Source organism: Haloarcula sp. CGMCC 1.2071, assembly GCF_037078445.1.
In the GTDB taxonomy this organism is placed as follows: Archaea; Halobacteriota; Halobacteria; order Halobacteriales; family Haloarculaceae; genus Haloarcula; species Haloarcula amylolytica.
The window spans coordinates 130,263-143,903 of the sequence record NZ_JAYMGY010000006.1; the positions used below are offsets into that span (position 1 = coordinate 130,263).

At 58.2% G+C, this 13,641-nt stretch carries 12 protein-coding genes and 1 pseudogene; 7 read left to right on the forward strand and 6 right to left on the reverse strand.

The features are described from left to right. Position 1: 1 nt before the first annotated feature. Positions 2 to 1,099, reverse strand: coding sequence for a sn-glycerol-3-phosphate ABC transporter ATP-binding protein UgpC (locus VI234_RS13135; protein WP_049943056.1), 1,098 nt, complete (start codon positions 1,097 to 1,099; stop codon positions 2 to 4). A 528-nt stretch (positions 1,100 to 1,627) separates the two neighbouring features. On the opposite strand from VI234_RS13135, the gene VI234_RS13140 reads away from it, so the two are divergent. The 4 genes and pseudogenes from VI234_RS13140 (at position 1,628) to VI234_RS13155 (ending at position 5,848) form a co-directional block, all read left to right on the forward strand. Beyond that, positions 1,628 to 2,410, forward strand: coding sequence for an IclR family transcriptional regulator (locus VI234_RS13140; protein WP_008312267.1), 783 nt, complete (start codon positions 1,628 to 1,630; stop codon positions 2,408 to 2,410). A gap of 104 nt (positions 2,411 to 2,514) precedes the next feature. Then, positions 2,515 to 2,802 (forward strand): annotated as a pseudogene (locus VI234_RS21310) (aldehyde dehydrogenase family protein); the annotation flags it as partial. A gap of 605 nt (positions 2,803 to 3,407) precedes the next feature. Beyond that, positions 3,408 to 4,646: an MFS transporter gene (locus VI234_RS13150; protein ID WP_336330259.1), complete on the forward strand. Its 1,239-nt coding sequence runs from the start codon at positions 3,408 to 3,410 to the stop codon at positions 4,644 to 4,646. Positions 4,647 to 4,747: 101 nt separating this feature from the next. Beyond that, positions 4,748 to 5,848 carry a carbon-nitrogen hydrolase family protein gene (locus tag VI234_RS13155; protein WP_008312037.1) on the forward strand — a complete coding sequence of 367 codons (1,101 nt, stop codon included), beginning with the start codon at positions 4,748 to 4,750 and terminating at the stop codon, positions 5,846 to 5,848. A gap of 134 nt (positions 5,849 to 5,982) precedes the next feature. On the opposite strand, the gene VI234_RS13160 is transcribed toward VI234_RS13155, so the two are convergent. Then, entirely contained in the window at positions 5,983 to 6,150 is a 168-nt protein-coding gene (locus VI234_RS13160) for a hypothetical protein (RefSeq protein ID WP_008312034.1), read from the reverse strand. A gap of 409 nt (positions 6,151 to 6,559) precedes the next feature. Here VI234_RS13160 and VI234_RS13165 point away from each other — a divergent pair, with 409 nt between their 5' ends. Further along, on the forward strand, positions 6,560 to 7,213 hold the full coding sequence (locus VI234_RS13165; RefSeq protein WP_014031192.1) for a helix-turn-helix domain-containing protein: 654 nt from the start codon (positions 6,560 to 6,562) through the stop codon (positions 7,211 to 7,213). Between the two features lie 172 nt (positions 7,214 to 7,385). Here the strand turns inward: VI234_RS13165 and VI234_RS13170 are convergent, their stop codons facing one another. Next, on the reverse strand, positions 7,386 to 7,661 hold the full coding sequence (locus tag VI234_RS13170) for a hypothetical protein (protein WP_008312031.1): 276 nt from the start codon (positions 7,659 to 7,661) through the stop codon (positions 7,386 to 7,388). Between the two features lie 251 nt (positions 7,662 to 7,912). Here VI234_RS13170 and VI234_RS13175 point away from each other — a divergent pair, with 251 nt between their 5' ends. Continuing rightward, positions 7,913 to 8,410, forward strand: a complete 498-nt coding sequence (locus VI234_RS13175; RefSeq protein ID WP_008312029.1) for a dihydrofolate reductase — start codon at positions 7,913 to 7,915, stop codon at positions 8,408 to 8,410. Between the two features lie 237 nt (positions 8,411 to 8,647). Further along, complete coding sequence (locus tag VI234_RS13180) at positions 8,648 to 10,024, forward strand: aminomethyltransferase (protein ID WP_008312027.1); 1,377 nt, start codon at positions 8,648 to 8,650, stop codon at positions 10,022 to 10,024. A gap of 293 nt (positions 10,025 to 10,317) precedes the next feature. Here VI234_RS13180 and VI234_RS13185 read toward each other — a convergent pair whose 3' ends face one another. From VI234_RS13185 to VI234_RS13195, 3 genes are all read right to left on the reverse strand, one after another. After that, positions 10,318 to 11,178 (reverse strand): methylenetetrahydrofolate reductase, encoded by an 861-nt coding sequence (locus VI234_RS13185; RefSeq protein ID WP_336330260.1) that lies wholly within the window; start codon positions 11,176 to 11,178, stop codon positions 10,318 to 10,320. 78 nt (positions 11,179 to 11,256) lie between these two features. Then, on the reverse strand, positions 11,257 to 12,447 hold the full coding sequence (locus VI234_RS13190) for a hypothetical protein (protein ID WP_336330261.1): 1,191 nt from the start codon (positions 12,445 to 12,447) through the stop codon (positions 11,257 to 11,259). A 138-nt stretch (positions 12,448 to 12,585) separates the two neighbouring features. Then, positions 12,586 to 13,542 (reverse strand): succinylglutamate desuccinylase/aspartoacylase family protein, encoded by a 957-nt coding sequence (locus VI234_RS13195; protein ID WP_336330262.1) that lies wholly within the window; start codon positions 13,540 to 13,542, stop codon positions 12,586 to 12,588. Positions 13,543 to 13,641 lie beyond the last annotated feature (99 nt).

Genomic DNA, 13,641 nt, shown 5'->3' on the forward strand with positions numbered 1-13,641 from the left:
ATTACGCTGATTCTGTCCGCTGTAGCTGGTTCAGTTCCACTCGCTCGCCATCGGGACCGAACAGATGCATATCCTCCGTATGAAATCCTAACGCGATTTCGTCGCCCCGTTCCGGTCGGTACTCGCTATCGACCCGGGCTACGACTTCTTTCGACCCGTCTGCTGTCTCCAGATAGAGGAAATTGTCCGAACCCATGGGTTCTACGACGTCCACGACCGTATCGATGTACGACCCGGCGTCCTCGGCGACGAAATCCTCCGGACGGACGCCCAGCGTGTACTCCCCGTCCGGAATATCGACGTTGAGCGTAAACTCCACACCTGCTGAGTGGACCGTCGTACGTCCACCGCTATTTGTCACGCTCACCTCGAAGAAGTTCATCGATGGTGACCCGATGAACCCCGCGACAAATTTGTTGTTGGGCTCGTCGTAGCAGCGCTCCGGCGGTGCGACCTGCTGGAGTTCACCCTGATTGAGAATCACGATCCGGTCCGCCATCGTCATCGCTTCCGTCTGATCGTGCGTGACGTAAATCGTCGTCACGTCCAGCTCTTCCTGAATCCGCTGGATCTCCGTGCGCATCTGTGTCCGAAGCTTGGCGTCGAGGTTCGACAGCGGTTCGTCCATCAGAAACACGTCCGGATCGCGGACGATAGCCCGCCCAAGCGCGACGCGCTGTTGCTGGCCACCCGAGAGTTGTTTCGGTAGGTCGTCCATGAGGTCCGAAATCTCCAGCAGTTCGGCAGCCTCGGCCACGCGTTGCTCGATCTGATCGTCGTACTCGCCGGACAGCCGCAGCCCGAAGGACATGTTATCGCGTACGGTCATGTGCGGGTACAGCGCGTAACTCTGGAACACCATCGCAATGTTCCGGTCCTGTGGACGCACGTCGTTGACTACGTCCCCGCCGATAGCAATCTCACCGTCGGTGACCGTTTCGAGCCCGGCAATCATCCGAAGTGTGGTCGACTTGCCACACCCGGACGGTCCGACAACGACGACAAACTCCCCGTCCTCGACGGTCAGAGAGAGGTCCTCAACTGCAAGGACGTTGTCGTCGTATACCTTGCTGACGTTTGATAGTGTAACTTCGCTCATACCGAGTAGAAGAAGCATCGCAATCATCATTAATAAATGTTGGTAGTACCGGCACAGTCGGGCGGACCGATCACATCGAAACCGGCAGCGCCCGCGGAGCAACGCCCGGTATGACTGCGTAGCCGGCGGTTCTGAACCGAGGCCAAAACGTCACACCCGTACGTACGACCTCATTCCGTGATACAGAAGTTGGAGCAGAGAACTACTACTTCGCGGAAAATGGGATATCAGAGCAGTTCCAACTCCTTTCAACGAGATTGAAAGCCACTTGTTGCGCTCGTGTTGAACAGACGAATGTCACAAAGCGACGCCAGAGGGACTGTAACTGCTGAATTCGGGACTGGATCTTACGCCCCACATGTTCGTGTGGTATGTTGTCACTCTTCGCGTGTGGCGAGGTCGAGGAAAATAACATCCGTACTCCTGTTAGAATCCCTAATATCAGTGCATCGTACCAGTTTCCAACGTGAGTGGAAACATTTTGCCTCTCGGCGGAATCTATTTCACCCTGCAAAAAAAATCCCATCTATGTCCTCGCAAAACAACAAAACGATCAGTGCGGTCGAGACAACGCTGGATATTCTCGCCGCGCTCGAAAAACGTGAACCGGTCGGTCTCTCCGACCTCGCGTCTCATCTGGATATCCCCACGAGCACTGTGTTTATTCATCTCAACACACTCGTCCAGCGTGACTACGTCGTCAAGGAATCCGGGCAGTATCGCCGGTCTTTCCGCTTTCTGGAGCTCGGGGGCAGCGTTCGGCAGAGACTGGACATCGGTCGACTGCTTCGCAATAAAGTTGAAGAACTCAGCAGAGAGACCGGTGAGATTGCTGGTGCCGGCATCGAGGAGAACGGCCAGCGGGTCATCCTCTACAGGAGTTCAGGTGGAAAGGCTGCGGGCGACGAAATCCCTATCGGGAATCACACCGAGATGCACTGGACATCGCTGGGCAAAGTTATTCTGGCGCATCTTCCGGTCGAAAAACGAAACGAAATTGTTGCCGACCATGGGCTTCCGAAAGGGACTGATAACACGCTGTCATCCCGGTCCGATCTCGAAGCGGCCCTCGAGCGAATCCGTGACCAGGGCTATGCGATAGACGACGAGGAGCACCTCAGGGGCGTTCGCGGTGTCGCCGTTCCGATATTCAACGACGAACAGGAGGTCATGGTCTCCCTCGGTATCACTGGACCCAGAGATAGATTCACCTCTAGATATATGGCAAATCTGTTAGAGATACTTCGATATACGAAAAACGAAATCGAAGTTCGAAGTCAGTACTACGAATACAGTACTATAGACGGATAGACGGGTGGCCGACGTTGAAAGACGTCGAACACCCGGAGTTGGACCCGGCGTCGTCGCTCAGGTCGACGCCTGCGGGGGCTGCCGGAGCGACTGGCACGGCTGGATCGGTAACTGGGACTGGTTCGACTACAGTGCAGACCGCCGCCCGTATGGCTCCTGTTACTCTCGAACTGGGCGGGAAGTCGCCGCTCGTTGTCTTTCCCGATGTGGACGTAGAAACGGTAGTTGCCGCTGCCGCGGCATACGTCTACTACAGCACCAGTGAGATCTGTGACGCACTGTCGCGGGCCATCGTCCACGAAGACATCCACGACGAGTTCGTCGACCGACTGGTGCCCCGGGCTGGATCGTACACGCTCGGTAACCCCTCCTCGACTATGCCCGATGAAACACACTGTTCTGATGTGATAGCCAACCCTGGAGACGCAATACAAATACTGAATCACGTATCACCTCTTGTGAGTATAAACATATCTAGCACAGTTCTTCTGAATATGCTCCGAACGATTACTGGATTCAGACTAGTAGTTAATATAGCCGAAAAGATAGAACGAAAATTGGGAAATACCAGATCAGATCTCTATGCTTGTACCTATACTATAGGTGAGTGTCTATATACCCGATTGTTTTTCTGCTTCTGTTTGGGTGTCGTGCCGCAGGTTCCACGCTCGTGCTACGCCGCACTCGGCAACCACTCTGTTGTATCATCCACTTCAGGCCCCATGGTTTCAATACGCTCTGTGATCTCATTCGGAAACAGTGACGCTCAGTCGCCACCGCTCCTCACCAAGCAGTTTTTTCGGTGTTGTTCGGGAACTCCTCGCCAGACGTGCGCCACTCGAACTGACTGAGCTTCTCACTTCTATAGTAACAATTGAAACGATTCACACTGATCGCACTGCCGTCGTACGATCAGGTGTGCATTGATTTTCAATGGCTACTATAGCTCCGGTGCCAACTACGACAGTGCGATGACCGAACGCTCTTCCCCGCCAGAATGACACCTCAGGCTACTGATTCCGATATTTCGGATACCGCTGCCGAGACACCTGTTCGAACAGCCGACTCGACGTGGTGGCTCGTGGCGGGTGCGAGCCTGATCTCGATGGGATTGGCCGCATACGAGATCGTCCCCGCAAGCGTCACACCACTTATTCGAGACTCACTGCAGGTCGGGCCGACAGCCGCCGGCCTCCTCGTCGGGGTCATGTTCGGCACCGCTGTCGTCGTCAGCCTCCCTGCCGGGGCTGTGCTGGACCGGACTGATTCGAGGAGTGTGATAGCCCTTGCGGTGGGCATCTTAGTCATCGCAGGGATGTGGGGCTGGCAAGCCGGCCGCCGTGGCCAGTACGAGACAATCCTCGCATCTCGTGTACTGGGAGGCACTGCGTACGTCGTTGTCTGGAACGCCGGTATCGACATGGTGAGCCGGGCCGTCGACAGCTCCAACCGTGCGACAGCAGTCGGCATCTTCACTGCCAGTGGGCCGGTCGGCTTCGCACTCGGACAGGGAACGGGGCCGCTTATCGCCCAGCGGTTCGGCTGGCCGGCTGTCTTTCTGGCCTTCATTGGTCCTGTAATCGCGGGCCTGGCCGTCTTCTGGCCAGCGAGTCGCGGGCACGGCGGGAGCCGCGGCGATGCCCCGTCCCTGCAGGAATTCGGCGCAGTGCTCCGGAGCCCGAGCGTCTGGCTCGTTGGTATCCTCGGCTTCCTCGGCTACGCGCTATACCTGTTCGTAAATAGCTGGGGCTCGTCGTATCTCACGCAAGGCCTTGGCTTCTCTCTGGCTGTGAGCGGACTCGTCGTTGCCGTATTTCCCGCTGTTGGTGTCATATCTCGAATCAGTGGCGGGCTCATCTCGGATCGGGTCTTCGACGGAAGCCGGCGACCGGTCGTGTTGTGGTCGTTCGGACTCGCCGCTCCGCTTCTCCTCGGGTTTCCGCAGTTCCGCTCGCTGGCACTGCTCGTTGCTGTCCTCCTGTTGATCGGATTTGCGGTCCAGTTGACGCTCGGCCTCTCGTTCACGTACGTTCGAGAGCTTGTCGATCCGCGCGTCGCCGCAACGGCGGTCGCGTTCCAGACCAGTATCGGCCTGGCAGGGGCGTTTATTGCACCGATCGCCGGTGGAGCCGTAGTAAACAGAGTCGGGTTCGAGCCGGCGTTTCTACTGGCTGGCGTGGTCGCCATCGCCGGTATCATCGTCGCCTGGCAGGCCCCAGAGCCGGGACGGCAGTAGGAAAGAGCCCGGTCGGTTCCGTGTCCCACGAACAGTTCTGAGACCGCACCCCCGGCGGATCGGCTCAACTGATTTGATGCTGGCCTGTGAATTGGAAACGAATGCCAGCTGAATCGTTCACACTCGCGGCCGCGCAGGTAGAGCCTGTCTACCACGACAAGGAGGGAACGCTAGACAAGACATGCCGGTACATCGAGCAGGCGGGTCGGGACGGTGCAGACATCGTCGTCTTCCCGGAGACGTACTTCCCGGGATACCCATACTGGCGAGGCAGCGTCTCTATCTCCAGATGGACTGACCTGATGGTGGACCTCCAGAAGAACAGTCTCCACGTCGACGACGAGGCTATCGAGGTACTCGGTGAGGCAGTCGCGGAGGCGGACCTCACGCTCGTGTTGGGCACGAACGAAATCAGTGACCGGCAGGGAAGTGAGACGCTCTACAATTCGCTGTTTTACTTCGACAGTACGGGGGAGCTGATGGGTCGACACCGGAAACTGATGCCGACCCACGAGGAGCGTGCCATCTGGGGGCGCGGCGACCCATCCAGCCTGGCCACGTACGAGACGGCTGTCGGACGGCTCGGCGGCCTCATCTGCTACGAGAACCATATGACGCTCTCGAAGGCAGCGCTGACCGCAATGGGCGAGGAGATACACGCCGCCGTCTGGCCCGGCTTCTGGGAACAACACGGTCATCCAGGGGACAAGACCCGAGCGGAGACGAGCGAGGCCGTGGATACCTGCGATATCTATCCTGCCATGCGGGAGTACGCCTTCGAAACCCAGTCGTTCGTCGCCGCGTGCTCGGCGTACATGAGCGACGCTGTTCCAGACGGCTTCTCTGAGGACGAACTCGGGTTCAACGTCGCCGCAGGCGGGAGTATGCTCATCAACCCGGCAGGGATCGTCAAAGCCGGTCCGCTGGTTGGTGAGGAGGGACTCCTGACTGCCGAGTTCCAGGACGACGAACGGCGGGCGACGAAGGCGTACTTCGATGCGATGGGTCACTACACCCGCTGGGACGCAGTGAGCCTGTCTATCAACGACGAAACGTTGGCACCCTCACAGCCGCGAGAACCCAGCGAAAATGCAGTCGCCGGAACCGGTTCACTCTCGGCAGCACAGGCACAAGCGGTCGCCGACGAGTACGACGTTCCTGTCGAGGCTGTCGAAGCGGTCGCCGATAAACTGACCGACTAACCACGATTAGTTATAGTAGCCATTGAAGATCAACACACACCTGATCGCCCGATGGCAGTGCGATCAGTGTGTAAATCGTTCCAATTGTTACTATAGGTAACTCTCAAATAAACCACACATGCTACGCGGCTGAGTTACTTATTGTAACTGTCCGGAATCAGCACGACGCCGTGGAAGTCGAAGAGGTCGGAAACAGCCGCCTCGATACGACCGAAGTTCGGTGGTAGCGCGACTGCCGGTAGATAGAAATCGGCGTTTGAGAACTCGCTATCCGCGGTGGATTGGTTTTGTGGTTCACTCATATCAATATAATATACTGGGTACAGCCTTCTAAGCTCATTGTAGGATAATTACGGGTGTTTATTACGGGAAATTATAAACAATTGTTAATACAGATTCCGATATAGACGTATGCTGGTCGCCGAATTAAATGGGTCCATGACATATAACTTCTGAGTTATTTCTCGGTGCTTCGTCGCTTAGACTGCATCTATAGACTCGTTCTCATTGGCGAAAACACAGTCTCACGAACACGATAGGAGCTATTTGGGACGGCAGTCAGCTTTTTATTTTTGCCTTCGTGTGTGCACCTGTGCATGTAAACATTGACGTGGAGACCCCGCGTACATACAGCAGTTCACAGATGATAGTGCTCCGTTGTCGAACTGGTATTCGTCTTTGACGCTTCGATTGTAATCTCCGTACCACAGAATGTCAATAACGACGAAAATACACATCGAACACGAACGCCTCGCTCTGGTTCCAACGTTACAGAACCTCGAAGACATAGCGATACGTGTCATCACACAGGGGAATACTGATCCGGGCTCCACCGTGTTTCCGTTCCTCATCGAGTATCGTGACAGAGACCGACTCGAAGAGATGCTCGATGCCGACCCGACAGTCCAGAGCTACGAACTCGTCGACTGGACCGACCAGACCGGCATATACTACATCGAACACACCCCCGAAACGAAACTCATCAGCTCTGTCGTCACGGATGTCAACGGATTTCTCGTCCATACCGAAACGAAGGGCAACGGATGGCTCGTCCGACTCCTCCTCCCCGACCGAGAGGCACTCAACACGATCTGGGAGTATGCCAACGAGAACGACATCTCGCTCGATATCATCGAAATCTACGGAAACACGGACACCGGCGGCGAGTCGTCGTACGGCTTGACCGATGAGCAGCGGACCGCACTGACAACCGCATACGAAAACGGTTATTTCGGAGAACCCAGGGATATCTCCTTGAACGAAGTCGCCGACGAAATCGGACTGTCCTCGACAGCGATGAGCGGCCGGCTCCGGCGGGGAATGCGGAACCTCATTGCGGCAACAATAATCGACAGAAAGGAGTGAGTCCACAGATCCGCCACTGGGAGCGCTCGGAAAGCGCTTCCAATCGTTTTACCGGTTTACACCAACTCTCGTGATCTCGAACCGCATTTGAAACTGTATTCTGGTGTATGTACACAAAACCATCAAAAAGAGAGTCTTTGGGGCAGATACTGGACCTATCTAACCGTGGTGTTTACTCGGATCGCCCGCTCGAATCCTTTTGACGGTAGACCGGTCGCAATGCTGTCGCGTCTTTGTTGTATCCCAACCACACGCTCAACGCTGTTGCGGCGAAGACAAGATACACGGGGAACAGGAGAACGAGTGCGTATCCAGCTAACACCGGTGTCAGGACGTCTAACCAGTACAGCGTCGCGATCCCAGCGAGTCCACCGACCGCGCTCGCGATAATTCCCAGGCGAAACGCCTGAGCAGCGGCGGGACCGGGCGACAGGTGAATCGTATCCATACGGCATTTTATATGGCTGAACCCCATAAGTCGCGCGCGAGATACGCTATCAAGGTCCGGGCTAGCATTGGTGTAGCGACATCCCACTGATTCAGATCCAAACGGCAGGATTCCAGTTCCAGAATACGACTTGCTGTCACTTGAAACCGTGTCCCTAGCTCGGGCAGCGGAATTGATGCGTCGGTTTCGAGCGGTGGCCTCGCTCATCGGTGGGGCGGACTTATTACCAGCAGCCCGACAAAGGGGTACGTATGAAACTCTCGCTGATCGCCGCCGTCGCGGCTAACGGCGTGATCGGTGCCGGCGGCGACATTCCGTGGCAGTATCCCGAAGATCTGACACACTTCAAACAGACGACTATCGGTCATCCGGTGATTATGGGCCGGCGTACCTTTGAGAGCATCCGCCGTGATCTCGACGGCCCACTCCCGGAGCGATTGAACATTGTTCTGACTACGACGCCGCGTCACCTTCCTGACAGTGTCACGGCTGTCACCTCGACGACGGCGGCGTTGACCGAAGCGGCCAACAGCGGCGCATCTACGACGTACGTCATTGGCGGCGCTACTGCGTACGAGCAGTTTCTCCCACAGGCCGACGAACTAATCCTCACCGAACTAAGGGCAGCTTTCGACGGCGATACGGTCTTCCCGACGGTCGACTGGTCGCGCTGGTCCGAGACAGAACGAACGAACCACAACGACTTCGACATCGTCAAATACACCCGAGCCGGCAGTGACTCGGACTGATATCTGTCCGAACAGTCACACCAACCGCTCGGTCGTGTTCCGTGCCGGTCGTTTCGTACTACAGCTACCAGTTTCAGCCGAGTAACACGACACCGTATTCTGCTGAATATTCATGTACTGGGGCTGTTAAACAACGGTTCAGAGTATCATCAGTGCCCGCAAAGTCTCCCCCGCATATAAACCCCAGAAGCAAGTAACAATATCCTTTATTAGTATTTCACATCTTCTTTCATAGGCATGACCGGTAACGAGGAACATCCTAACCATCCCAGTGTCGACCAGTCAGATCGGACTGTCCCCCGTAACCTCCGCCAGACTGGTGACCCCAACATCGAGATGTTGGTGTCAACGCGCGTTCGAAAGTCCCCGTTCTTCCACAAGTCCTTCAACGAGGAGGGTGCCTGGCGGGCAACTGTCTACAACCGCCTCTATCATCCGCGCGGCCTCATCGAGCCCGAGGACGGCGGCGTGATGAAGGAGTACGACGCACTGACTAACACTGTCACCCTCTGGGACGTCGCCGTAGAGCGACAGATTCGGGTCAAAGGGCCCGACGCCGAGGCGCTGACGAACTACGTCGTCACCCGCGACGTGACAGGTATGGACGCCATGGACGGAAAGTACGTCATCCTCTGTAACGAGGACGGCGGGGTCCTCAACGACCCCGTTCTCCTGCGTCCCGAGGAAGACGAGTTCTGGTTCTCCATCTCGGACTCGACGCTGATGCAGTGGCTGCAGGGCGTCAACGTCGACAACGAGTTCGACGTCGAAATCGACGAAATCGACGTGGCTCCGATGCAGATTCAGGGCCCGAGGGCGCTCGACGTGATGGTCGACGTCGTCGGCGACAAGGTCAAAGACGTCCCGTACTACGGCCTGATGGACGCCGAAATCAACGGCTGTGATGTGTTGATCAGCCAGACCGGCTTCTCGGGCGAGAAAGGCTTCGAGGTCTACGTCAAAGACGCGATGGAAAACGCCGAACAGGTCTGGGACCCCGTCATGGAGTCCGTCAAAGACCACGACGGTCGCCAGATCGCACCGGGACACCACCGCCGGATCGCCGCCGGTATCATGTCCTGGGGCCAGGACCTCGACCACGAGACCTCGCCGTTCCAGGTCAACCTGGGCTACCACGTTCCCGACGACAAGGAGGCCGACTACATCGGCAAAGAGGTCCTCGAAGAGCAGAAAGACCAGATCGAGAACGGCAACTACCCGTTCGAGCACAAGCTCATCGGCCTGAAGATCGCCGGCGAGCCGATCCGTGACTACGCCCCCGACTTCTGGCTCATCTCTGACCCGGACACGGGCGAGGAATGCGGTTACCTCACCTCGCCGTGGTGGAATCCGGACCTCGAAACCAACATCGGGATGGGATTCGTCCCGGCTGAGAAGATTCAGGAAGTCACCGATACGCCGCTCAACGACGAGATCTACGACGAGGAACTGGATCTTGAGTTCCAGGTCCATCTCCCCGACGAGTACGCCGACGAACCCGGTGAGCCGGTGTTCGCGACCGCCGCGAAAGTGCCGTTCAAGGAGTCCGTCAACCCGAGCGCCCGTGAGCAGGCGAAGCTCAACGCCCGGAAAGAGGCCGAAAGCGACGACTGATCATCACTCCGTCTGTCCCAGCAGTCCGCACACCCATCTGTCGTCCGCTGCTGTTTTACCGCCCCGACTGCCGCGCCCGGTTTTCACTGATACCGTTGTAGCTCCGTCCCCCTCTCCTGCAGTTCCGAAGCGGTATAGATGCTGCCCCGAAAAGCTCACCTCACGGTTCTTGCTGGACTGCGTTGGGGATCTGTGGCCACAGTATGGCTCGCTGGCGGTCTCTGCCAGCGAGACGGTCGAAAACAGGTACTTGTAGCTGGGTGGCCCGAGTCCGGACAGTAAGTAGGTCGGTTTCAGGAATCGAGACGGTTGTGCCGCCATTTCTCCGTGTCGGGCGTCTGATTGAACGTGTAGATGTGGACGCCGCGGATGTTGTACTCGTCGTCTCCGACGTAGGGCGCGAGTCCGTCGATGAGTTCGTCGGGTTCGTAGGTCCCGCGGGAGCCGACCAGTTGCTTGACGAACCCGAGAATGCCCGTCGTCTTCCTGAGGAACTTGATCGAATCACCGACACCGACCTTTTGAGAGATTTGCATCAGGCGCTGGTAGTTCATCACGCCCGGGATACCGACTTCGACCGGGAGTTCGATACCGCGAGCACGGATGTCTTCGACCCACTCTAACACGGTCTCCGGGTCGTAACAGAGCTGGGTGACGATGTACGTCGCGTACGGCGCTTTCTGTGCCATCGACTCCGCCAGCGTCTCGTCGTCGATGAAGTCGTGGCCCTCGGGATAGCCTGTGATTCCTACTTCCGCGAATGAGTACTCGGTCTCTGCGAGCGCTTCGAGCAGGTCATGCGCCGACTCGTACTCACCGGCCGGTTCCTCGCGGTCACCTCCTGGGACGAAGATGTCCGTGATGCCTGCCTGCTCCAGTCGCTCGGCGATCGCTTCGAGTTGCGCCCGGTCTTCCACATACCGGGCCGCGATGTGTGGCACGACATCGAACCCCATCTCCGCGGCTTCCTCCGTCTTTTCGACGGTTTTCTCGATGCCGAGCTGGGGCGAGGTCGTGATCGCGATTGTCGCGTCGTCGGGGAGGTGGGTGATCTCCTCGTCGAAGCTCTCGAACGGCATCAGTTCGAACCGGGCGCTCGTCAGCAGCGTCCGGACACCCTGACTGTCTGAGACAGCGCGTGTTCCGAGGGCCATGAGTTGCCAGAAATAAGGCGTACCCGTACTTTTCTCTGTGGGTGGGGCATCGAACCTATTTATAAGAGATCGCTTCTGTCACGCGCTATGAGGCGCACACTGCCGGATCCGACTGGCCACAGTCCCGTAGGAGACAGCGTGGTCCGGTTCGTCTGCGAGCCGGCACAGGACGAGATCTAGCAGATTGAGTTCCTCCAGCAGATCCCGGGTCTGGCCACGGTCGAGACTCAGGCATCGCTGGACCTCGTACACCGTGTCCGAATCGACGACCGCGTTCGCGACGTCACGCAGTTGGACATCGGCTGGGAGTCCGATCCCGTCAGTGACCAGTTGCTCGTCTGGAAGTTCCCCGACCGAACTCTCGGAACCAACTGACTCGGCCGAAACGGGGTCGGCCACACTGACCTGTTCGTCCCCGGCATCGACTTCACCCTGGCTCGCGGCGTTGTCAGACTGCCCTGATTTGGCCGCTTCTTCTTCGTCGTCGCTGGAGGTATTGTACGTGTTCGGGACGTGGATGTCCGCTTCTATCATGTAGCGTCGGACCGTCTCGGAGGAGACGTCCATCTGTATCTGCTCGGCGATCTCTCTGAAGTTGTCACACTCGTCGTACAGTGCTTGCAGGTAGTCGGTGTCCTCGTACGGTGGCACGGAGTCGTCGCGGACGGCGGCGAACGGGCCGGATTCAGAGTCGTTCTCGCCACCAGACTGAGGTGCCGCTGTAGCCGCGCCGTCCGACTGTGGGCTTTCCCGTGAACCGTCGTCTCCCTCACTGACAGCTTCTGAATCCGAGATAGCAGAATCAGCGAGTGAGGTACCACCGTCAGTGCCAGCCGCACTCGCTGTGCCGACTGTCCTCGCGTCGCCAGGGCTAGCCTGGTCAGGCCCACAGTCGACGCTGGCTGCCTCGTCTGGCGCTACTGTGGTATCGATTGTCAGCTCTACCGTCAGGAGCAAGCCGTCGTCAGTAACCGTCGCCGAGGCATCACCTATCGACAGTGAGATCCCAGCGGTCGACGGAAGTTCAGTGGCCGACGGTGAGAACGTGACTTCGAGGTCACCACTGTCGGTTAGATTCGCCGTCTCCGGCGTGAGACCCTTGTCAGCGCCGCCGCCGGAACGCAGCGAGATCGGCATCGCCACCGTTACATCGAGGACTGCATCACCGGTGTCGGCCGGCGATGCTTCGACGGTCTCGATGGACCGACCGCGGGATTCGTACGCATCGATGACCTCCGCGAGCGCCGTGAAAGCGGTGTGAAGTCCCATGTCATTGAGTGACTATGACACGTTATGGTGTAGAGATAGGTGTGGAATACCGAACCCATTTATAAACTTCCCCAAAACTACGGCTAGCAACACACGTCTGAAACAGTTCCCGCGGGCGGCTCCTCGGATACGTCTCGGTTATCGCGGTGTCGCGATGCCTGCGAGACGCTCTCCTTTCACGACGACAGACTCCCTGGCAAGCGAGAATATCACTCCTCGTTCTGTCGCTGAGACGACCTGTTGTTGCTCGAACGAGGAGGGTTCGTAGACAGCCCCCAGTCGCTCCCCGGCGTTGACAGCGTCACCGACGGCGATGTCCGGCCGACATTCGAACAGTCCCGATTCCGACGCGGTGACCGGCCCCGAATCGTTTCGGAGTACCGTCTGCTCGGCCCGGGGCTCCGGGTCCGCCGGGAGGACTGCCCGCTCGCGCAGGAGATTCTGTATCCCGTCGACACCAGCCGCAACCGCGTCCTGTGCTATCCGGCGACTGTTCGATAGCTCCGCCGTGATAACCGGAATTCCGGCTGCCGCAGCCGCAGCGCGGAACGTCCCGCCCGAGCCGTCGTCGCCGGCCTCCTCGGCTTCGTCGATGAGTCTGTAGGAAGTGCCAAACGCCTCGGCGAGTCGTTCGGCGGCCGGATCGCCCGCTTGGCACCTGACGTGTTCTAACATGTCTGCCGTGCCAGTGTGGAGATCGACCGCTGCGTCGGCGTCTTTCACGAGTTCCCACAGGCGAGCGGCGAACTGTTCCTGGAGGCTTCCCGAGTCGTCTCCCGGCCACACGCGGTTCAGATTCGGATTCATCACGTCGTACTCGCCGGGGGTCATGTACGACCGGTGATCGAACGCGAGCTGGTTCACGACCGGGATGACAAGTACTGTCCCGGCGATAGCCGCGTCGGTCAGGCGGTCGTGCAGTCGCCGTAACGCGGCCGGGCCGTTGAGTTCGATGCCGTGTTGCGCCGCCTGGATATACACTGTCGGTCCGGGGCCGCCGACGTACCGGTGGACAGTCACGGACACGTCTCGTCCCGATGGGAGTCTCCCGAGCCGTCGGTCAGTCGTCGTGTGCGTGACGGCGGTGTAGTCCATATCGATGCCCGGCGGCGCGCAGGCAAAAGCGCTGGGAGTAGGAGCATCGCTGGGCCACACGGAGCGGTGCTGTGATACTCCTTCGGAACAGAACCATTG